Origin of the sequence: Geobacillus thermodenitrificans subsp. thermodenitrificans DSM 465, from assembly GCF_000496575.1 — a bacterium.
Taxonomy (GTDB): domain Bacteria; phylum Bacillota; class Bacilli; order Bacillales; family Anoxybacillaceae; genus Geobacillus; species Geobacillus thermodenitrificans.
The window spans coordinates 14,339-34,387 of the sequence record NZ_AYKT01000019.1; the positions used below are offsets into that span (position 1 = coordinate 14,339).

Annotated in this window: 20 protein-coding genes; 9 read left to right on the plus strand and 11 right to left on the minus strand. The window is 50.5% G+C overall.

Annotated features, from left to right (window positions below; all coding sequences use genetic code 11):
• The 6 genes from DSM465_RS0115420 to DSM465_RS0115445 all read left to right on the plus strand — a co-directional run bounded on the left by DSM465_RS0115420 (position 1) and on the right by DSM465_RS0115445 (position 6,778).
• On the plus strand, positions 1–369 hold the full coding sequence (locus tag DSM465_RS0115420) for a DUF2294 domain-containing protein (RefSeq protein ID WP_011886792.1): 369 nt from the start codon (positions 1–3) through the stop codon (positions 367–369).
• Positions 370–825: 456 nt separating this feature from the next.
• A complete protein-coding gene (locus tag DSM465_RS0115425) occupies positions 826–2,328 on the plus strand; it encodes an NADH dehydrogenase subunit 5 (protein WP_029761742.1) in 1,503 nt (500 codons plus the stop codon).
• Entirely contained in the window at positions 2,321–4,963 is a 2,643-nt protein-coding gene (locus DSM465_RS0115430; protein WP_029761743.1) for a DUF2309 domain-containing protein, read from the plus strand. Before DSM465_RS0115425 ends, DSM465_RS0115430 begins: the two co-directional genes overlap by 8 nt.
• A gap of 108 nt (positions 4,964–5,071) precedes the next feature.
• A complete protein-coding gene (locus DSM465_RS0115435) occupies positions 5,072–5,614 on the plus strand; it encodes an RNA polymerase sigma factor (RefSeq protein WP_008881576.1) in 543 nt (180 codons plus the stop codon).
• Positions 5,607–6,350 (plus strand): hypothetical protein, encoded by a 744-nt coding sequence (locus DSM465_RS0115440; protein WP_011886795.1) that lies wholly within the window; start codon positions 5,607–5,609, stop codon positions 6,348–6,350. Before DSM465_RS0115435 ends, DSM465_RS0115440 begins: the two co-directional genes overlap by 8 nt.
• A gap of 110 nt (positions 6,351–6,460) precedes the next feature.
• Positions 6,461–6,778 carry a DUF3870 domain-containing protein gene (locus tag DSM465_RS0115445; RefSeq protein ID WP_008881574.1) on the plus strand — a complete coding sequence of 106 codons (318 nt, stop codon included), beginning with the start codon at positions 6,461–6,463 and terminating at the stop codon, positions 6,776–6,778.
• An 83-nt stretch (positions 6,779–6,861) separates the two neighbouring features.
• Here the strand turns inward: DSM465_RS0115445 and DSM465_RS0115450 are convergent, their stop codons facing one another.
• Together DSM465_RS0115450 and DSM465_RS0115455 are read right to left on the minus strand one after the other, a co-directional pair.
• Entirely contained in the window at positions 6,862–8,061 is a 1,200-nt protein-coding gene (locus DSM465_RS0115450) for an acyl-CoA dehydrogenase family protein (protein WP_008881573.1), read from the minus strand.
• A gap of 96 nt (positions 8,062–8,157) precedes the next feature.
• Complete coding sequence (locus tag DSM465_RS0115455; RefSeq protein ID WP_029761744.1) at positions 8,158–9,339, minus strand: CaiB/BaiF CoA transferase family protein; 1,182 nt, start codon at positions 9,337–9,339, stop codon at positions 8,158–8,160.
• A 537-nt stretch (positions 9,340–9,876) separates the two neighbouring features.
• On the opposite strand from DSM465_RS0115455, the gene DSM465_RS0115460 reads away from it, so the two are divergent.
• Positions 9,877–10,707 carry a glycosyltransferase family 8 protein gene (locus tag DSM465_RS0115460; protein ID WP_029761745.1) on the plus strand — a complete coding sequence of 277 codons (831 nt, stop codon included), beginning with the start codon at positions 9,877–9,879 and terminating at the stop codon, positions 10,705–10,707.
• Positions 10,708–10,913: 206 nt separating this feature from the next.
• On the opposite strand, the gene DSM465_RS0115465 is transcribed toward DSM465_RS0115460, so the two are convergent.
• The 4 genes from DSM465_RS0115465 to DSM465_RS0115485 form a co-directional block, all read right to left on the minus strand.
• Positions 10,914–11,096: a YfhD family protein gene (locus tag DSM465_RS0115465; protein ID WP_008881570.1), complete on the minus strand. Its 183-nt coding sequence runs from the start codon at positions 11,094–11,096 to the stop codon at positions 10,914–10,916.
• A gap of 90 nt (positions 11,097–11,186) precedes the next feature.
• Positions 11,187–11,315: a YfhE family protein gene (locus DSM465_RS19115; RefSeq protein WP_078172606.1), complete on the minus strand. Its 129-nt coding sequence runs from the start codon at positions 11,313–11,315 to the stop codon at positions 11,187–11,189.
• Between the two features lie 129 nt (positions 11,316–11,444).
• A complete protein-coding gene (locus DSM465_RS0115480; RefSeq protein WP_029761747.1) occupies positions 11,445–11,999 on the minus strand; it encodes a GNAT family N-acetyltransferase in 555 nt (184 codons plus the stop codon).
• A 251-nt stretch (positions 12,000–12,250) separates the two neighbouring features.
• Complete coding sequence (locus DSM465_RS0115485; RefSeq protein ID WP_008881567.1) at positions 12,251–13,168, minus strand: TIGR01777 family oxidoreductase; 918 nt, start codon at positions 13,166–13,168, stop codon at positions 12,251–12,253.
• A 135-nt stretch (positions 13,169–13,303) separates the two neighbouring features.
• Here DSM465_RS0115485 and recX point away from each other — a divergent pair, with 135 nt between their 5' ends.
• Positions 13,304–14,113, plus strand: a complete 810-nt coding sequence (recX, locus tag DSM465_RS0115490) for a recombination regulator RecX (protein ID WP_008881566.1) — start codon at positions 13,304–13,306, stop codon at positions 14,111–14,113.
• A 68-nt stretch (positions 14,114–14,181) separates the two neighbouring features.
• Positions 14,182–14,517 carry a YfhH family protein gene (locus DSM465_RS0115495; RefSeq protein WP_008881565.1) on the plus strand — a complete coding sequence of 112 codons (336 nt, stop codon included), beginning with the start codon at positions 14,182–14,184 and terminating at the stop codon, positions 14,515–14,517.
• Between the two features lie 125 nt (positions 14,518–14,642).
• Here the strand turns inward: DSM465_RS0115495 and DSM465_RS19120 are convergent, their stop codons facing one another.
• From DSM465_RS19120 to fdhF, 5 genes are all read right to left on the minus strand, one after another.
• Positions 14,643–14,804, minus strand: coding sequence for a YpzG family protein (locus DSM465_RS19120; protein ID WP_008881564.1), 162 nt, complete (start codon positions 14,802–14,804; stop codon positions 14,643–14,645).
• 74 nt (positions 14,805–14,878) lie between these two features.
• Positions 14,879–15,040, minus strand: a complete 162-nt coding sequence (locus tag DSM465_RS0115505; protein ID WP_008881563.1) for a small, acid-soluble spore protein K — start codon at positions 15,038–15,040, stop codon at positions 14,879–14,881.
• Positions 15,041–15,163: 123 nt separating this feature from the next.
• A complete protein-coding gene (locus DSM465_RS0115510) occupies positions 15,164–16,144 on the minus strand; it encodes a metal-dependent hydrolase (RefSeq protein WP_029761748.1) in 981 nt (326 codons plus the stop codon).
• A 350-nt stretch (positions 16,145–16,494) separates the two neighbouring features.
• Positions 16,495–16,983, minus strand: a complete 489-nt coding sequence (locus DSM465_RS0115515; protein ID WP_008881561.1) for a DUF1641 domain-containing protein — start codon at positions 16,981–16,983, stop codon at positions 16,495–16,497.
• Complete coding sequence (fdhF, locus tag DSM465_RS0115520) at positions 16,976–19,939, minus strand: formate dehydrogenase subunit alpha (RefSeq protein ID WP_029761749.1); 2,964 nt, start codon at positions 19,937–19,939, stop codon at positions 16,976–16,978. The genes DSM465_RS0115515 and fdhF overlap by 8 nt, the downstream gene beginning before the upstream one ends.
• Between the last annotated feature and the right edge of the window lie 110 nt (positions 19,940–20,049).

Below are 20,049 nucleotides of genomic sequence, written 5' to 3' on the forward strand. Positions count from 1 at the left end.
ATGAACAAATCCAAAGGCTGGATCGAATCTGAAATCAGCAAAGCCTTAACAAAGTGGGAGAAGGATTTTCTCGGCCGCGGTTCGTTGTCTGTCAAAACCGACATTTTGCGCGATATGATTATCGTTTCCTTGCATGGTATTTTGACGCCTGCCGAATACGCCCTTTGTGAGTCAAAGGAAGGAATGCTGGCAGTGAAGCGATCGCGGACGAGTTTGGTTGAATCCGGAGTCAATGACTTAAAAGAGATGATTTTCGAAATTACCGGTGAACAGGTGAAAAGCTTTCATACCGATTTAAGCACCCAGACAGGTGAGCGAATTATCGTCTTTAAACTGTTCAACAATTTGGAAAAACAACTGGTCAAATAAATGTTTTAGATGACAGGTTAACAAAATTGTTTTATAATTAAAATAATTTTTATCATCCTTAACTGAGAAACCTCTACGCGTGAGCGTAAGTGGGGGTGAATTGGTATCCTTCACCAACTGTGGGACGCATGCAGTTGGAGGGCTAAGAATCACCTACGTTTAAGCGTAAACGTAGGTGGGGGAGCGTTCAAATGAATAAAGAGGACGTTATGGTCAGGAGTCCTTCAAAAAACCTACATCTGCTTAGGTTCGTTGAAGGAAAACTGACCGGCGTCTGTTGCACAACCAACGACGGGAGATCTTCAAACAATCAATGAGTGATTGGCTGAAGGTAAACCGGCTATGGGCAATCTATGGGCAATGGAAAGGCCTTTTTTGGCCTCCTTTGCTTGATTGACATAGCCGGTTTTTTCTTTTTCTCCCGAACAACAGGAAGAGAACGGGGAGGAGATGTGAATGGGGATGGAATGGTTCGTATGGGGCTGGTTAGTAGCGGTGGGGATCGTTTTTGCCAGTGCGATTATATGGCTATTTCCACGCATGCCGGAGCAGTATGTGCGTATACACGTCTGGTTATTACTTTTGCCGGGAGCGGCAGCGCTGGCTGGATGGATCAGCGCTGGAACCGTGGAAGTCGGGATGTGGCGGTTCGATACAGTCAGCTGGTTGGTCGGTATCTATATCTCGCTCCTTAGCTGGGCCATTCAACGGTTTGCCCTTCGTTATTTATATGGTGACCGTGCTTACCGGTTTTATTTTTCATTGTTGACTTGGACGGCATTTGCCGCCTCACTCACATGGGCGGGCGGTGATTTGCGGTTGATGGCCATATGCTGGGGGATGCCATTGATCGGTCTTGTGGCATTAACCGCGTTGAAAAAAGAGTGGGGGCCAGCTCGGTTTGTCGCCCGGCAGATGGCATTGGTATTTGGCATCAGTTGGCTTGCTGTTACCGTCGTAGCCATTTGGCTCGGAACAGCGACTGGCGAATGGCAGCTTGCTTCTGCGTTGTCGGTGGACCCCCTTGCTCGTCTAGACGCTTGGGAGAAAGCGGTGATGAACGGGTTGCTTATTTTGGCGGCTATCATTCCGGCTGGGCAATGGCCATTTCACCGCTGGCTGATGGAATCGGCAGTGACACCAACACCGGTATCGGCGATCATGCATGCCGGGATCGTGAATGCCGGTGGGTTATTGCTTTGGTGCTTTTCTCCCCTCTTTAGCGGGACAGGGGCGCATGCGGCGCTGTTTCTCATCGCCTTTTTCTCGATTTTGATCGGGACAGGGATTAGTCTTGTGCATGTTGATTATAAGCGCCAGCTTGTTGCGTCAACGATGGCGCAAATGGGCGTCATGTTTGTGCAATGTGCCCTTGGTGTTTACGGAGGAGCGGTGGCGCATTTAATGCTGCACGGGTTGTTTAAAGCGACGCTTTTTCTGCAGTCCGGTTCTGTCGTTCCACAAGTGGGCGGGGCGGGATATCGAAAGGCGGGCGGTTCATGGCGGAGCGGCATGATCGTTGGAGCACTGCTTGGGACTGCTTTTTGGCTTTTTGCTTCCGGTGAACCAGCTCGATTGTTAAGTGCGCTTCTGTTTGGCGCTTCGGCATCAGTTGCTTGGGGACGGCTTGCTGACTTTCGCGAAGGACGCTGGTTTGGCTTCGCTGTGGTCGCCACTTTGGCATTTGTCTCGGAAACGGTGCGTCATCAGTTTATGGTGCTCTTCAATGAAGAGAGGGCGTTCTCGTTTGTTCCGTCTGCTTCATTTGAATGGATGGTAGGCATGATATTCGCCGCCGCAGCGCTCGCTGCCGTATGGATTGCAAACCGGCGCACGTCGATGCTTGCCGTTCGTCTGTATATGCGGTTTGTGCACTTTGGAGAACCGCGTCCAGCGGCGATGGAGACGCATCCACATTATTTGACAACCTATATGAAGGAGGGAATGGCCCGTGAGTAAAAGTGCAATGTCGCTTGAGCGAACGGTTGTGATGTTGAATGAAGATGACACGCAAGGCCGTCCGCTCGCTGACCTTGTCAAGGAAGCGGCAAAGTCGATTGCTCCGCTTTGGCCAATTTCGTCATTTATCGCCCGCCATCCATGGATGGGATTAGAAGGGGAGCTGTTTGCCGATGCAGCCGACCGATGGCAACAAGTTTATGGGATTGACTTGTATCCGCCGATGACCGTGTTCTATACAGCATTGGAAAAAGGGGAGATTGATCCTGTGTTCGTTGAGCGGCGGCTGCAGAGCTGGCTTGACAAACAGTCACTCCCGGTGCCACGTCACGAAGCGGAACGGCTTTGCCGCTCCTTCCTTTGGAACGACACCGTGCCGGAAGAAGCGTTCAGTCTCCCAGAGATGGCTCAGTTAGCGGAAGGAACGCAACTGCGTCCGATGGCTGTCCAGCCGATTAGCAAGCGGTTGGATCAAATTGCTAAACGGCTCGATCAACAAATGATCAAGTGGTGCAAGTTATTTTACGATGAAAGTGGAGGAACATGGACGCTTCCTCAACGTGAACAAGGTTTTTATCAGGCATGGCGCCAGCTTGTAGTCACGGACCCGTCGCTTTCAAAAGATGAGCGGAAACGTTTTTCCGGTTGGCCGCATGATAAACATGAAGCACTGAACTACGCGCTCGAAAAGCTAGGGATACGGGACGAAGACGTGGTTGCGTATTTGGAAGCTCATTTGTTGGCATTGCCCGGATGGGCCGGTATGGCAGTATGGAGATCGCATCGAGCAGGCGATGAGGTGGGCGGATTGATCGATTATTTAGCTGTCCGGCTCTCGCTCGAGTGGGTACTTACGGCCCCGCATTTGCCGTTACACGGGGAAGAAAATGGAGAGCGCCGCGATGTTCTTCCACTGTTGGCAGCTTGGTTTTATTGGACCGGAATGACGCCGGAAGACTGGCGGCGCTTGCGGACGAACGAACAACAAGCCCGCCTGGCTTTTGCGGATCGCTTTTGGCGGATTGACCGCCATCACCTTTGGCTTGAGGCGTGGGAAGATACAGATGAAGCAAAGCTAAAAGAGGCGGTGTCCACACGTCATCGGATGAGCGAACCGGAGCAGGTCGCGGCTCAGTTATTGTTTTGTATTGACGTTCGTTCCGAGCCGTTTCGCCGTCATTTGGAAGCAGCTGGGCCGTTTGAAACATACGGATGTGCGGGATTTTTCGGCTTGCCGATTCAAACACGCGTGCTTGACAGCGAAGACGTCCATCCGTCATGTCCGGCAATTGTCGATCCCCGGCATGAAATTCGCGAAGTGGCGCCCCCTGAAGAAGTGGAGCCATATCGCTTCCGGCGTGATATGTTTCGCTTTGTCAGCAAGACGTTTAAAAAAATGAAGCAGCATGTGTTGGCTGGATTATTGCTTCCGGAAATGAGCGGGCCATGGCTTGGCTTACATACGCTCGCCCGGAGTGCGGCTCCGGCTTGGGCTGGGCAGGTCATTCGCTATACTAAAAAGTCGGTGGAACAAAAACCAAAGACGACGTTGTCGCTTCACTACCATGAAGGGGATGAAACGACCGGCCTGCCGATCGGTTTGACAAATGAAGAGCAAGTCGAATATGTGAAGCAGCTGCTTGTCACCATCGGTCTAACGTCCTCGTTTGCCCCGCTTGTTGTCGTTTGCGGTCATGGAAGCGAAACGACAAACAATCCGTACGCCTCGGCGCTTGACTGCGGGGCGTGCGGCGGTGTTGCAGGAGCGTTTAATGCTCGAGTGTTTGCCGCACTGGCGAATTTACCTAGTGTGCGAGCTGAGCTAGCAAAAGAGGGAATCGTCATTCCGGATGAGACCGTGTTTGTCGCTGCTGAACATATCACGACGGTTGATGAATTGCGCTGGTTGGAGGTGCCGCCGTTATCGGAAGCAGCCCAACAGTCGTTTGATCGGCTCAAGCAAGCACTTCACGATGTGAGCCGCCAGGCAAATGCTGAACGGATGATGAAGTTGCCGCATGTTGGCGGCAAGCCGCGCGATCCGGTAGCAGAAGCACAGCGCCGCGCGGTTGACTGGAGCGAAATCCGTCCGGAATGGGGATTGGCAGGAAATACTGCTTTTTTCATCGGACGTCGGGCATTAACGAAGGGTGTTCATTTGGATGGAAGAGTGTTTTTGCATAGCTACGATTGGCGCGACGACCCGACCGGTGAAGCGTTAGCCCGCATTATTGCCGGACCGGCGACTGTCGGGCAGTGGATTAATTTGCAATACTATGCGTCAACAGTCGCTCCACACTATTATGGAAGTGGCGATAAAACGACCCAGACGGTCACAGGCGGCATCGGTGTCATGCAAGGGAATGGAAGCGATCTGCTGGCCGGCTTGCCGTGGCAGTCAGTCGTGTCCTCCGACCGCGAGCTGTTCCATTTCCCGCTCCGGCTGCTCGTCATTATTGAAGCGCCGTCCTATTATATCGAGCGATTGCTCAATGAAAACAGCGAATTTCGGCGCAAAGTCGAGAATGGTTGGCTCCGTCTGTCCTCCATTGATCCAAATAGCGGGGCATGGATGAAATGGGGGGACACCCATTCCTTATCAGTGTGGTCACGTGAAATGGGAATAGGAAAATAATTGCCGCTTGCTCGGTTTACGTAGCAAGCGATTTTTTTATTAAAAATAAAAACGATTTGCTGTTATCGCGGGTATATAAAGTGAAAACTCCTTTCAGGAGGTGGAGAGATGGAAAGGGAGCTAATTGAGCGAATCCAGCACGGCGATGAAGCGGCGTTCGCTGAATTGTATGAGCTTTATGGAGAATATGCTCTGCGCGTAGCGGCAGCGGTGACTGGCAGCAGTGCGAACGCGGCGGATGCTGTACAAGAAACGTTTATCCGCGTGTATGACCATATCGGGCGCTTTGACCCTGCGAAGCCGTTTCGACCATGGTTTTATCGCATTTTAATCAATGAATGCCGGCGGTTAATGAAAAAGCAGCGAGCCGTGACGATCTTGAGCGAGGAGATGGGGGCTGCCGATCTGCTGACGTATGAAGACCGTTACACGTTTGCACAGTATGAAGAGTTATATAAGGCGATCGGGCGATTGAAGGAAAAGCAGCGCATTCCTGTCGTGTTGAAATATTTGCAAGGATTTACCACTGAGGAAATTGCTGATATTCTCGATTTAAACGTCAATACAGTAAAATCACGTCTGTTTAAAGCACGAAACCAACTAATGAAATGGATGGAAATGGAGGGAGAAAGGGGTGCGACAAATGGATGAACGGAAATGGGATGAAATGATTCAAGAGGCGTTGTTGTACGGAACTGATAAGGCAGCTGAGCAGAAAGAAGAGGTCTGGATGCATATTCGCTCCCGGATGGTAAAGCAGCAACGGAAACGTCGTCGAGGAGGCAAGTGGATATGGACGATGGCTTCGGCGGCCGCAGCAGTCATGCTGGCGTTTTTATTCACTCCTCCTGGCCAAGCAGCGATCGACCAAGTGAAGCAATGGTTTGTCCCGAAAAAAGTGGTCACAGAAGAAATTGAAGGACAAAAAGAACAAAAAGAAGTGACATTAAAAGAAGGGAAAGCCGGTTATGTCATTTACATTGATGAAAGCATGTACCGGCTGGAAAAAGGGGATGGATATGATCGGATTGTGCCGCTTCATCAAGGGAACGCCAACATTCCACCGGTATATATGGAAATTCGTCAAGTGACAGACCAATCCCCAGAAACAGTTGCCGCTGAGCTAGAACAGGAAGTGAAGGGAAAATATCCGATCATTATTCAAAATGGCAAGGTAAACGAACCAGTGGCTGGCTATGTGATTCAGGGAGAAGCTGGGTATCAGTGGAATGACGAAGTCGTTAGATATTATGTCGTTCCGAACGGCAAAGGCGGCGCGTTCATTATCGAACAACGGTATTTTCTTGAAGCAAGCGAAGGTCATGGCGCCCGGTTTGACCATATGTTAAAGCAGTTTCACATTGTCGATAAGCAACAAGGAAAATAAACGGTCTTCTGTCAGTCGGCACACAAAGGCAGGGAAAACAGTAGCGGGCAACGAAATAAAGTAGTAGATGATGTAGTAAACATTAGGCGCGAAGGAAAGAGGGAAAGCGGATGAAAACGCAGTTTATCGCTGGTCATGCACGACTGCCGGCTGGAATGGCGGCGAAAAGCCTTTACGATACGTTGACGATTACCGCGGAAATTGATAAAAAGTACGGGGTGATCGTGGAAGCGTCGTGCACGCTCGCGACTGAACACGGCCGTGACTATGTCGCTCGTCTGCTTCGCGGTCATTCGCTGCGTGATGGCATTGACGGGCTGTTAGCTGAGCTTGACGCGGGGTATTTAGGCAAAGCGCATTCCGCTCTCTGTGCGGCGCTGAAAGATTTGTACAAGCAATATTGTAAAATGGACGAGAAAGAACAATAAGCGGCTGTTCCTCATCGGCGGATGAGGACAGCCGCGTTTTTGCACAGAGCGGCGATTTGGACAACTGCCGTTTCGCTGTTGTTTTAGTTCTCGTCTGGCCGCCATGCCGGCAATGTTTTGCGCAACGGTTTGTCCTTACGGTAGCCAAGCACGTACTCAGCCTGCATAATCGTATGAATTTCCCGTGTACCTTCGTAAATGACCGGTGCTTTCGAGTTGCGTAAGTAACGCTCGACTGGATATTCGTTCGAGTAGCCATAAGCGCCATGGACTTGAACCGCATCATCGGCTGCTTGGTTGGCATAGTCACAAGCGATCCATTTGGCGAGCGACGTTTCCCGCGTGCAGCGTCGACCTTCATTTTTCAGAAATCCGACTTTGTAGACAAGCAGGCGGCTGATTTGCAAGCCGGCTTCCATGCGGGCGATCATTTGCTGAACAAGCTGGTGGCGACCGATTTCTTTACCAAACGTTTTTCGTTCATGGCAATATTTGACGCTCGCCTCTAAACACGCCATAATGAGGCCGACGGCGCCGGCAGCGACGGTGAAGCGGCCATTGTCGAGTGCTGACATGGCGATCTTGAACCCTTCTCCTTCCTCACCGAGCAAGTTTTCTTTTGGGACGCGGACGTTGTCAAAAAACAGCTCGCCCGTGTTGCCGGAGCGGATGCCGAGCTTCCCTTTAATCGGGCGCGACGAAAACCCGGGCATTGTCCGTTCGACGATGAAGGCGGAAATGCCGCGATGTTTTTTCGATTTATCCGTGTAGGCGAATACAAGGAAATGGTCGGCGATGTCAGCAAGGGAAATCCACGTTTTTTGCCCGTTTAAAATATAGTCATCGCCATCACGGACAGCGGTCGTTTGAATCGAAGCAACGTCTGAGCCGGCGTTTGGTTCGGTTAGGCCAAAGGCGCCGATTTTTTCCCCGCGGGCTTGCGGGATGAGATATTTTTGTTTTTGTTCTTCCGTCCCCCATTGCAATAGCGTCAAGCTGTTCAGACCGGTGTGAACCGAGACAGCGGTGCGGAAGGCGGTGTCACCGCGCTCGAGCTCTTCGCAGACGATGGCGAGCGAGTTGTAGTCCATGCCCATGCCGCCATATTGTTCTGGAATGCAGACACCCATTAAATTGAGCTCGGCGAGCCGTTTGAAAATGTTGCGGTCAAATTCGCCGCGCTCATCCCATTCTTTGATATACGGCATAATTTCTTTGTCGACAAACTTGCGAACCGTTTGCCGCAACATCTCTTGTTCTGGTGTAAAGTCGAAGTTCATCATTGTTTTACTCCTCCTATGCATCTATTGTATATGTCCGCGTTTGCTTGGCGCTTGCGGGCGCCGAGCCGTTGCGGGAAGCCATGTCTCTTGCGTTGGTCAGGACGATTCGTTTCGGTCGCTTTGGAGCGTTTGTTCGTTTCGCCATCCGATATCGGATTCGTTGTTATGCTCGCCAGCGAGCGGCGGTGGAAGCCGATAGGATACCGGCGTTTCAGATAGCTTGAGCGGGCTGGCGACAAGCGGGAGAGAGCCGACGGTCGGATGATGCATGATGACCATCATTTCACGCGCTGCCGTTTGTGGGTGGCGAAACAGTTCATCTAGCGTCTGTACCGGGCCGCACGGAATGCCTTTTTCAGCAAGAAGGCGTTGCCATTCCGCTCTCGTCCGTTGTTTGATCTCTTCGTTCAGCCGCCGGTTGAGTTCATCGCGATGGGCAACGCGGCCCGGATTTGTCTGAAAGCGAGGATCAGTTCCGATCGAACGATCAGATAACAACGAACAAAGCGCTTGAAACTGTCGGTCATTACCGACGGCGATGACGATCGGCCCGTCGCTCGCTTCGTATGTTGAATACGGAACGATGTTCGGGTGTTCATTGCCGAGCGGCTTTGGAATGTTGCCGGATAATAAGTAATTAGCGGCAACATTGACTAGTGCGCCGATAGCGCAGTCAAAGAGCGATAGATCGATTTTTTGTCCGCACCCCGTTTTTTCACGGGCGAGCAATGCCGCTTCAATAGCGATGGCCGCGTACAAGCCAGTAAATACATCCGTAACGGCCACGCCGACTTTGAGCGGGCCGGTGTCAGGGGTGCCATTAATGCTCATCCAGCCGCTCATCGCTTGAATGATGTAGTCGTAGCCGGCAAGTGGAGCGAGCGGTCCGGTTTCGCCGAACCCGGTGATCGAACAATAGATGAGGCGAGGATTCAAACGGGACAGCTCTTCATAGCTAAGTCCCCATTTTTCCATCGTCCCGGTTTTGAAGTTGTGAATGACAACATCAGCCGTTTCCGCCAAGCGGCAGACCGTTTTTCGCCCTTCCTCTGTTTTTAAATCGGCGGTTATGCTCCGCTTGTTGCGATTGACGGCCGTATAGTAGGCGCTCATGCCGTTTTTAAACGGCGGTCCCCAAAACCGGGTATCATCCGATCCACCCGGTGCCTCGACTTTGATGACATCGGCACCTAAATCGCCTAAAATCATCGTCGCATACGGACCTGCCAACACGCGGGACAAGTCGAGCACACGCACACCATCGAGTGCTCCTCCCATCGGGTTTTTTCCTCCTTTCCCTTTCACATGCAAAAAGCCGGTTCCCTGCCAAATGTGCGAAACAGGAACCGGCTCAAGCGGACTGAGGGGGGCATTCCGGCACGGAGATGCCGTCAGGCCGCACAGTTCTTTTTCGGTGACGAGTATATGAAAATCAATGTTGTCTACCAAGCAGCAGGACGAATGAGCAGATGGTGCGTCCGTCTGGTCTGCACAACCGGCCAAGCTGACAGGAGACGGCTCGCTATATTTATTATAAAATTTTGATAGATAATTGTAAATAGTCTAAACATTACTCGCAAAAAATACTCGAGAGCTAAAGTCAGCTAAAGAGTGAAGCAAACATCCGTTTTGTTGCATTAACAATGTAGCGATTGCCGCCGCCGTTTCCCACTTTTTAAGCAAAGACCAAGCAGCTGATTACGATAGTCGGCAGGAAAACATCGCAGTCTGAGACCAAAAGCGCGCAACATTCGTCTATATCCATATATAATTGTAAAGAAAGGGGAAACGCTGACGTAAAGGAAGTGATGGTGCATGTTCCGCATTTTAGTGACGACAGACGCCAATTATCTTCCACCGTTGAAAGTACTCATGCATTCGTTATTTTGCAATAACCGGCGCCCGTTTACGTTTTATTTACTTTATTCGCGCATTGCGGAGGAGGAGATCCGGGCGCTTAGTGATTTTGTTCGCAAGCAAGGGCACGAGCTTGTGCCGATTTATGTGGATCCACAACTGTTTCATGATGCTCCGGTGTTTCGTCACTATACGGCTGAAATGTATTACCGGCTGGCGGCGCATATGTTTTTGCCTTCGGATGTCGAGCGCGTGTTGTATCTTGATCCGGATATTGTCGCTATCAACCCGATCGATGAGCTGTATGAGATGGATTTTGAGGGCAATTGGTTTATCGCCGCTGAGCATACACATTCCACGAAAGTAGCCAACTTGTTCAACAAACTCCGACTGAAGATACCGAATGCCAAGGGCTATTTCAACACAGGCGTAATGATGATGAATATAGCGATGATGCGGCAACACGTTCAGCTAGAGGAGATTTATCAGTTCATTCGCGACAACCGGTTTAAACTCGTCCTTCCCGATCAAGATGTGCTTAACGGACTGTATTGGGACAAAATTAAACCAGTCGACGGGTATCGCTACAACTACGATGCTCGTTACTATGATTTTTTACAGCTGCTGCCGAATCCAAAGCATGATTTATCGTGGATTGAGAAAAATACGGTTTTCATTCATTATTGCGGCAAAGAAAAACCATGGAAACAAAATTATAAAGGGGAACTCGGCCTGTTTTACAAGCGGTACAGCCAAATGCTTGAACTGGAAGGAGAGGCGATGGTGTAACCCAGTCGAGACAAAGGGAATTAGCCGCTTGTAAGCAAGAGCAGAAAAGCAATGTCAGTTAGGTCAATCAAAAACAAACGAATCAGCAAGGAGAAGAGAGCACTCGACTTGCTTTCTGTTATGGGAGGCATAACCCGCGACATTGCAGCTTGGAAGTGAGGGAGGCAAGCAAAAGGTGTCCCGTTAAGCGGGACACCCTTGTTCGACTATCGTTTGCGTTCTTGCCGGCGGATGCCAGCCGCTGCAGCGCGCGCTTGCGCTTCGAGGTCTTCGTGGTCGGCAAATTCTTCGGAATACTCGACATCAATGTTGTCTTTCAGCTGCTTCGGCACCTGTGGTAAAGTCGCCTTATTTTTATCACGTGCCCGTTGTCCGCGAGATCGGCCCATTGTCCATGCCCCCTATAGAAAAGTGGTGAATCGTACGATTCATTCTTTAGGATGGCAAGGACAGAGCGGTTGTATAAATAGCAATCGTTTCTAATGGCGCGCTTTTTTAGCCGTATAACCGCCCGCTTGGTCGGCCATTTTAAAATCGCGGGCATAGCTCACTTCTTGGGCGCTTGTCAGTGTATGTTTTACTTTTTCACGTTTTCGTTTTTCCGCCATCACTCGTTCCCTCACTTTGCATCAAGATTCATTCAGTTCCATTTTGGACGACACGAGCCGTTTTTATGCATAAAAAGAGGATGTCTGGACGGACATCCTCTTTTTGGATCGTCATGCGTTCTCCCGTGTTTACGCTTCTTTCCGTTGTTCCTCTTCAAGCGTGAAGGAGGGATGGCGCATCGTATAAAGCGTGTAGTTGTCTTTCGTAATTTCATACAAATTGTACACATCCGCACCGATTTGTTCGAGCAGCGTCCGCCGCGTTTCATTGGCCGATGTCACATACGGTAGCTTTTCCACTGCCTTAATCGAGCGGACATTGACTTTACGGATGCGTAAAACTACTGTTTCGATGGAAAGTTCATAAAACAGTTCATGGAAAAATGCTTCTTTGGCGCGCCGGTTGTAGCCGAGTCCGTGGTATGGTTTGCCGAGCCATGTTCCTAAAAAACCGGCACCATCTTGTATATCAAAGAGGCTGATCGTGCCGATCGAGTTTCCCCATTCATCCAAAATCGTGCGTGAAATGACCTCTCCTCGTTCTTCGGCCTCAATGAGCTGTTTTGTCATAAACAAAAACTCTTCGTACGAGCTGGCTTTTTGGCGCACAAAAGGGAAGACGTCCGGGTGCACCATCAGCTCGTATAGCGCATGGCAGTCTTGCAACTCGCGTTTTTTCAGCATGGCCAATCCCTCCTTTTAAATGCCGAGGGCAGCCTCCCAACGCGAGTAGGACCCACCCTCGAAATTTTTTTATTAAAACTTCGTTAAAAAAATTTCGGGGTGGGAATCGAACCCACTAGAACCAGCGCGAGCGCTGGTGGCGCACCATTTGCCTTCCCCTTATTCCTGTTTGTATGCGATTATGAACAACAACTGTTCTGAAGTCTTCTTTATCATACACGATTAGATGGAAAAAAGAAATTGCTTTTTTGTTAATTTTTTTTGGATATTTTTTGTTCGTCTTGCGACAAAACTAAATCCTTGAGACAATCTTCTAACGTTGGAAATGAAAAGCGGAATCCGGCTTGCAGCAACTTTTCCGGGATGACGCGTTGTCCTTCCGTAATAAGCATGCTCATTTCACCGAGGAGGAGGCGAAGCGCTGCTGCAGGGACCGGAAGCCAGTGCGGACGGCGAAGCAGGCGGGAAACCGTACGGCCGAACTCATCCATTTGTACCGGATGAGGCGCCGTGAAGTTGACGGGCCCTGCCAGCTCATCATGTTCGATGATATAGGCGATTGCACGGGTGACGTCCTCAAGATGAATCCATGACAGCCACTGATGTCCGCTGCCGATCCGGCCGCCGATAAATAAACGATATGGTATGACCATCATCGGCAAGGCGCCACCGTGGCGAGCGAAGACAACACCAAACCGGGCATAAACGGTGCGGATGCCGCTCTGTTCGATTGGATGAGCCGCCGCTTCCCACGCTCGAACAGTTTTAGCGAGAAAATCAGCGCCATAATCGGTCGTCTGCTCGGTAAAGGTAGCGGAGTCGGAAGTGCCGTAAACACCGATGGCACTCGCGTTGATAAACAGTGACGGACGCTTAGATAGCGAGTGGATATAGTTGACCATTGCTTCGGTAGCTCGAAGACGGCTGTCAACAATCACAGTTTTTTGCTTCGTCGTCCAACGCTTTCGATTGAGCGGCTCGCCGGCCAAATTTAGCGCCACATCGATGGCGGTTGGTTTTTGGCTGTCGTTGAAGGAAAGATAATGAATGTTTCCTTCAGAAGGCTTGGGTGAGCGAGTGAAAATATAAACGTCATGCCCTTGTTTAGAAAAAGAGTGGGCGAGCGCCTGGCCGATTAGTCCAGTTCCACCATTTATGGCAATGCGCACAGTTCTTCTCTCCTTTTATTTTATGCATAAGGAAGCGGGAAATCATCGCATGCGGGTGACACGTTCCCTTCCCATTTCGCCGTTTATGTCGAGAATTCCTCTCTATGGTAAGATAAAGGAGAGGGGGAACGAGGCATGGGAACGATTGTCGACATTACGGTGACGAAAGAAAACGCTGAGCGGTTTTGGATCGTCATTCACCGCGACAACGAGTCAGCGTTAAAGCTGACAGTCGACCAAGACGTATTGCTTAAATTCCGTTTGAAAAAAGGGATGATCATCGACGATGCCCTTCTTCGTGATATCGTCTATGCCGATGGGATAAAAAAAGCGTACCAACAAGCGCTCTATTTTTTGGCGCATCGGATGCGATCGGAGCAAGAGATTGTTGAACACTTGAGAAAAAAAGGTGTTGTCGATCCGGTCATCGAAGAAGTGCTTGAAAAACTTCGCGCCGAGCGGTATGTCGATGATGAGGCGTTCGCTGCTGCTTATGTGCGTACGCAAAAGAACACATCTACCAAAGGACCGCGTCTCATTCAGGCTGAACTTGAGCGGCTCGGCGTACCTGCGAGTGTGATTGAACAAAGCTTAGTCGAATACTCGTTTAATGAACAAGTGATTGCAGCCCGCTCGCTTTACGAAAAGGCAAAAAAACAACGGCGGGCAGAGTCGGCGCGCGCTTTTTTGGAGCGAGTAAAGCAACAGTTGATGCGCAAAGGGTTTTCGCATGAAGTGATCGCTATCGTCCTAGCGGATGGGAGCGGCCATACCGAGGAGGAAGAGAGAGAAGCGCTACATGTTCAGGCAGAAAAGATTCGTCGCCGCTATGCGCATCACCCGCGCCCGCTTTATGAACAAAAAATGCGTCAAGCTCTTTACCGGAAAGGGTTTTCGCTTGCTTTGATCGACGAGTGGCTGCGCAGGCAAGATGACGATGGATGACCATCGCAACTAAAAACGGGAAAAGAAATGGTGCTGCCGGTTAAAAAAGAAAAAGGAGATGGCCAAAAATGCTCAAAGAGGAACAAAAACGATATAGTGAAATGACAAAAGAAGAATTACAGCAAGAAATCGCTGTCTTAACGGAAAAAGCTCGCAAGGCGGAACAGATGGGCATGGTGAACGAATATGCCGTTTATGAGCGGAAAATTGCTATGGCAAGAGCGTATATGATGAATCCAGCTGATTTTCAGCCTGGGGAGATATACGAGATTGAAGGGGCGCCAGGGGAGTATTTTAAAGTGCGATATTTAAAAGGGGTGTTTGCTTGGGGATGGCGGCTGAAAGGAAACGGAGAGGAGGAAGCGCTGCCGATCTCATTGCTGCGAAAGCCTAACTTGCCGTAAGTAAAAGCATGCAAGGGAGGCTTGACAATCGAAAACACGCCCCTTCCTCTATCTTTATCCGGTGAGCGGCACAGAGAGCCATTTGATGTTTGAAAGAAAACCTAGGGGATTGCCCCTAGGTTTTGTTACGACCGCTTGCGCGTTTCTCGCTCTAAAATGATCAAGTTAAGCGGTTGCCGCGTTTCACCGTTTACTTGCGCGTGGGCATGCTTGCGGTTAGCCCATGGCTGCGGGAACGGATTCGAATACAAGTTGTCATAAAACGCCTTGCGCCGATGGTGACCCATGACTGTTCACCTCGCTGCGGAATATGCTGGGGAACATGGCGGATAGCACCATGCTCCCACGTTTTTGCTCACTATTAAAAGAAGTCGCTTCGTTCACCTGAGGCGCGCATCCGTTCTTGCGGGTGGGTGTTGGTCGTACCGTCAGCCCGCTTTGATGCATACTCGGATTTGGCGCGTGGCTCTCCCTCAAACTTGTTGTTGTTTTGGTTTGGGAAGTTGTGCTCCTTATTCCGCACCGCACATTCCCCCTTAATGGAGTGCTCGTGTTGGGATGGCCAACACGTATTTTTATTATGGGATAATCGAGTGTGCTTATGTGTGCAAATTGTTGGGACAAACATGGGCGCTGGTGACCACTGTCAGTTTGGTGCGAGTTCGAGTTTTTTTCGTAGTCTTCCTTCGCTGAAAATCCATCCGGTGTATGAGCTGACAATGTTGAGGTTCCGGTCAAGCTGAACGACAGCGACGAACGAATAATATCCTTTACTCCGGTAGCGCAAGTCGGTAAAGCGTACTTCGTAATGGTCATCGTATTCGTTCATTTCCCAACGGTATACCGGGGAAAAGGATAAAAAAGCAGCAACATTTTCATCGCGTTTGGCCGCATTCATGACTGGGTGGTCTGGAAGCGGCCGCTTTTGGAAACGGTCGAGAATGAGAAGACGACCGCGTTTGATGCGGGCGACATAAAATTCGTCGCTCGTCGAAATGGCTAAGTGCCATTCACGGGGGCGCCACGTCGGTACGGTAATGATCTCGGTCACGCCATCGATCGTGGAGCGAACGAGCTGTTTTATGTTGGCCTGTTGGCGGAAGCGAAGCACGTAATATGCGGCGATGATTACATAGATGGTGAAAAATGTATAACCTGGGTGGGCGCCGAGAAGCAGTCCACCAATCCCGAGCAAATGGAGCACAAAAATGATCGGATCAAACGTATGAACGACGCCAAGAGCGATCCATTTTTTCGTAAACGGGCGCAACGCTTGTGTCCCGTAAGCATTAAAAATATCGACAAACACGTGAAAGGCAACGGCAATAAACGTCCAGAGCCAAACGCGGAACCAATCTGTCTCCGGATAGACGGCGGTCATCACGCCAACGATTAATAACGGCCAAAGAATGACGCTCGGAATCGAGTGGGTAATACCGCGATGGTTGCGAATATATTTGGCATTATTGCGCAATTTTAAAATCGTATCGATATCTGGCGCCTGTGAGCCGGCAAGCGTGCCGATCAACACAGCGCGCGATAAGAGCGGATCGTGGGCGATGGCGGGATCGAGCGAAGCAAGGCTGCCGAGCGCCACTCCCATTAAAACGTGTGTGCCTGTATCCAACGTCAAGGCACCTCCTTTATTAGCGTCGTTTGTTAGTATATCCCGCATGGAGCCCGGCCAATAACCGCTCCGTTTCAGAGCGGTTGGTCGGTGAGGTAAATAATAGTATCGGTAGTGTACCACATGATGCTGTCAGTCAGCGAGGGACAGAATGACTAAATCGGTGTCTATTTGTTGTTGGGGACATCTAGCAGGGAAGGAAAAAGGCTTGATCGGGGACGGTTTTACTCGAATAAAAAGCGCCCGCGCAATCGGCGGGACGCCTCATTCGTTTTGCTAGTCGCTTGGATTGCTGTCCATTTTTTTGAAAGTCTATTTGCTTGCTGCTATTTTGTCCGCTAACCAACTGGTTAGCTATCATTTCCAAGACGTTGGCCGATCGCCTTAAGTGCGGAAAGGAAAAATCGAACGGCGCGGTTGATATCCGGGTCGTTGAGCGCCTTAAACAAGTCGAACAGCCCGACTTTTGTCGGTTCGACAGAGGTCTGTTCGTACGCCTCGATAGCACCGGAGGCGATATGTTCAAGCAGTTTGGCTGTCCGTTCCGGATCAAGAGAAGAGGCGAGGCTGGCCCAGGCGAACGCGTGATTGACCATCGTTGTTACGGGTTTTTGATTGAGCTGGCCGACGACGATTTTTGCTACGTCTTCCCGCGCTTTTAATAAAGCGTTAGCTGCCTCAAGCAAACCGCTTTCGTGCAGCTGTTCGATGAACTCGAGGAGTTCGTGAACTGCTTCTTCACTGTCACCGACAGCCGCTTTTAGTTTCGTCAGCGCTTCGGCCCGTTTTTCCTCTTCGGTCATCTCATGTTTTTGAATGGTGGTAATCGGTTTAGCCACCGATTTTCACCTCCTTTTCCGCTTCCGTGAGCGGTACGTAATCGCGGCGTCGCCATTTTCGTTCGACCTCGACGCCGTTTTGCGGATGCCGCTTTTGAAAGCGTGGGTTTGTACGCGGCAGCGGCGTCTCTCCTGATCGTTCAAGCACTTCCATACGCACTCGGGCTTGCTTATACGCCGGTGTATTTGTGCGATGGTCGGTCTGTGGACCAGTTAAAATGTTAATAGCGCTCTCATTGGCGGTTGAATGCATCGGCAAGAACAGCTCATTGCCTCTGACCCGGTCGGTGACGAGCACGCGCACTTTGACACGGCCGTATGGTGAGATGAGCCGGACGAGCGCCCCGTCACTAATGCCGCGCTCTTTGGCGAGTTCTGGCGACACCTCAACGAAAATGTCCGGAAACTTGCGCTGGATGCCTTTTGATTTGTACGTCAAGTTTCCTTCGTGGAAATGCTCAAGCAGCCGGCCGTTGTTGACGAGCAAATCGTACTCTTCCGGGTATTGCACCGGTTCGACCCAGTCAGCTAGCGCAAAGCGAGCTTTGCCGTCCGGGAAGTTGAACCGCTCTTTGTACAAAAGTGGTGTGTCGGCGCCGTCATAGCTGCCCCAGCATAAGCTGTTCCAGCCTTCGAGCCGGTCATAATACGCCTGCGAATAGAGTGGAGCCAAGCTGGCGATTTCGTCCATAATTTCGCTCGGACCGGCGTAATTCCAGTCGGCGCCAAGCCGTTTTGCGATTTCTTGAATGATCCACCAATCCGGTTTGGAGTCGCCAAGCGGCTCGAGCGCTTGGTAAAACCGTTGGATGCGGCGTTCGGTGTTTGTGAATGTTCCTTCCTTTTCTAAGCTCGGCGCTGCCGGCAAGATCACATCAGCAAATTGCGCCGTTTTTGATAAGAAAATGTCTTGGACGACGACAAAGTCGAGTTTCGCTAACGTGTCTTGCACGTGGTTGGCGTTACAGTCGACAAGCGCCATATCTTCACCGATGATATACATCGCTTTTAGATCACCGCGTTCAGCAGCTTCAATCATTTGAATGTTGTCAAGACCAGGTTTGGCATCGATGCGGACGCCGTACGCTTTTTCAAATTTCGTGCGCGCTGCGTCATCGGTCACATGTTGGTAGCCAGGCAGCCAGGAAGGGAGCGATCCCATGTCACAGGCGCCTTGGACGTTGTTATGGCCGCGCAATGGGAACGCACCGGCGCCCGGACGCCCGTAGTTTCCGGTTGCGAGCAGCAAGTTGGAAATCGCCGCCGATGTGTCGCTGCCGCCTGTATTTTGCGTCACGCCCATGCCCCAGAGGACGCATGTGCCGTCTGCTTCGTGAATCATTTCAGCAATGCGGATGAGATCGGTTTTGGCGATGCCGGTTATTTGTTCAGCATAATCGAGTGTGTATTTTTCTAGCAACTGTTTAAATTCATCAAAGAAATGGACGCGTTCGCGAATGAACGATTCATCATGCCAGCCTTGGTCAATGATATATTTCGTTACTGCCATGAGCCACACTTGGTCGGTGCCTTGTTTCGGACGGATGAACAAATCGGCACGCTCGGCCATTTCGTTGCGGCGCAAGTCCGCGACGATCAGTTTTTGACCGAACAGTTTATGCGCCCGTTTTACGCGAGTCGCAATGACGGGATGTCCCTCAGCGGGGTTGGCGCCGATGATGATAACCAAGCCGGCGGAAGCGATATCATAAATCGTGCCGGAATCGCCGCCCATGCCGACCGTGCGGAACAAGCCGTCAGTAGCTGGCGATTGGCAATAACGTGAACAATTGTCGACGTTGTTCGTTTCAAACACTTGCCGAGCCAGCTTTTGCATTAAATAGTTTTCTTCATTGGAAATTTTCGATGATGAAATAAAGCCGATGGCGTTGCCTCCGTATTGTTGCTTGATGGCGCCGAGCTTTTCTGCGACCAAGTCAAGCGCTTCCTCCCATGTCGATTCGACGAAAGTGTCCCCTTTACGGATGAGCGGTTTTGTTAAACGCTCTTCGCTGTTGATAAAATCCCAGCCGAATTTCCCTTTGACACACGTTGAAATGGCGTTGACAGGCGCTTCGGAAACAGGTTGGATTTTTAAAATCTTGCGTCCTTTTGTCCATACTTCAAACGAACAGCCAACACCGCAGAACGTACAAACCGTTTTCGTTTTTTTGATTCGCTGTTGGCGCATAGCGGCTTCAATTTCGGAAATGGCGAAGATACTCGTGTAATTCGGCTCAACTTCTTTGACAAAATCGATCATTGGTTTGAGCACATCTTGGTCTAAACCGGTCATAAATCCGGCTTCGCCGAGCATCGATTTTTCCATTAAAGCGTTGCACGGGCAGACGGTGACGCAGTGTCCACAGCTGACGCACGACGATTCGTTGATCGGCACGCCGCCATCCCAAACGACGCGCGGCCGTTCCGCTTCCCAGTCAATGGAGAGTGTTTCATTGACTTGTAAGTTTTGGCATGCCTCAACGCACTGCCCACAGGCGATGCATTGGTTCGGATCATAGCGGTAAAAGGGGTGTGACATATCTACCTCGGACGGGTCGACTTTCGGACGGTACGGATATGTTTGATGTTCAATTTGCATCATTTCCGCTGTGTTATGCAGCTTGCAGTTGCCATTGTTGTTGTCACATACCGTACAATACAAGAGATGGTTTTCCAAAAGGCGATCCATCGCTTCTTTTTGTGCCACTTTCGCCCGCGGTGAGCTAAGTTCGACGACCATTCCGTCTTCCACTAGCGTTGAGCAGGCGCGAAGAAGCGAGCCGTTAACTTCAGCGATGCACGTGTCGCACGTTTGAATAGCGCCAAGCTCCGGCGTGTAACAAACTTGCGGGTGAGGGAGACCGTGTTCATTGACAGTTTCTAAAATGGTCATCCCTTGTTTGACGTGATACGGGCGTCCATTGATGGTGACTGTTACCGTTCGTGTTTCCATCATCACTCCTCCTTTGCAAAATAAAAACTCCACCAGCGATGAGAAGCGTGTTTCATCGTGGTGGAGTAGTTCTTTAGCATGGCGATACTAAACAACCAATCCAATATTCA

Bases quoted from the DNA above. Each gene is read 5' to 3' on its own strand.
- DSM465_RS0115440 (WP_011886795.1), top strand. From the start codon at position 5,607: ATGGATGAACGGAAATGGGATGAAATGATTCAAGAGGCGTTGTTGTAC.
- DSM465_RS0115495 (WP_008881565.1), top strand. From the start codon at position 14,182: ATGCTCAAAGAGGAACAAAAACGATATAGTGAAATGACAAAAGAAGAA.
- DSM465_RS0115435 (WP_008881576.1), top strand. From the start codon at position 5,072: ATGGAAAGGGAGCTAATTGAGCGAATCCAGCACGGCGATGAAGCGGCG.
- recX (WP_008881566.1), top strand. From the start codon at position 13,304: ATGGGAACGATTGTCGACATTACGGTGACGAAAGAAAACGCTGAGCGG.
- DSM465_RS0115480 (WP_029761747.1), bottom strand. From the start codon at position 11,999: ATGCTGAAAAAACGCGAGTTGCAAGACTGCCATGCGCTATACGAGCTG.
- DSM465_RS0115460 (WP_029761745.1), top strand. From the start codon at position 9,877: ATGTTCCGCATTTTAGTGACGACAGACGCCAATTATCTTCCACCGTTG.
- DSM465_RS0115455 (WP_029761744.1), bottom strand. From the start codon at position 9,339: ATGGGAGGAGCACTCGATGGTGTGCGTGTGCTCGACTTGTCCCGCGTG.
- fdhF (WP_029761749.1), bottom strand. From the start codon at position 19,939: ATGGAAACACGAACGGTAACAGTCACCATCAATGGACGCCCGTATCAC.
- DSM465_RS19115 (WP_078172606.1), bottom strand. From the start codon at position 11,315: ATGGCGGAAAAACGAAAACGTGAAAAAGTAAAACATACACTGACAAGC.
- DSM465_RS0115465 (WP_008881570.1), bottom strand. From the start codon at position 11,096: ATGGGCCGATCTCGCGGACAACGGGCACGTGATAAAAATAAGGCGACT.
- DSM465_RS19120 (WP_008881564.1), bottom strand. From the start codon at position 14,804: ATGGGTCACCATCGGCGCAAGGCGTTTTATGACAACTTGTATTCGAAT.
- DSM465_RS0115445 (WP_008881574.1), top strand. From the start codon at position 6,461: ATGAAAACGCAGTTTATCGCTGGTCATGCACGACTGCCGGCTGGAATG.
- DSM465_RS0115420 (WP_011886792.1), top strand. From the start codon at position 1: ATGAACAAATCCAAAGGCTGGATCGAATCTGAAATCAGCAAAGCCTTA.
- DSM465_RS0115450 (WP_008881573.1), bottom strand. From the start codon at position 8,061: ATGATGAACTTCGACTTTACACCAGAACAAGAGATGTTGCGGCAAACG.
- DSM465_RS0115425 (WP_029761742.1), top strand. From the start codon at position 826: ATGGGGATGGAATGGTTCGTATGGGGCTGGTTAGTAGCGGTGGGGATC.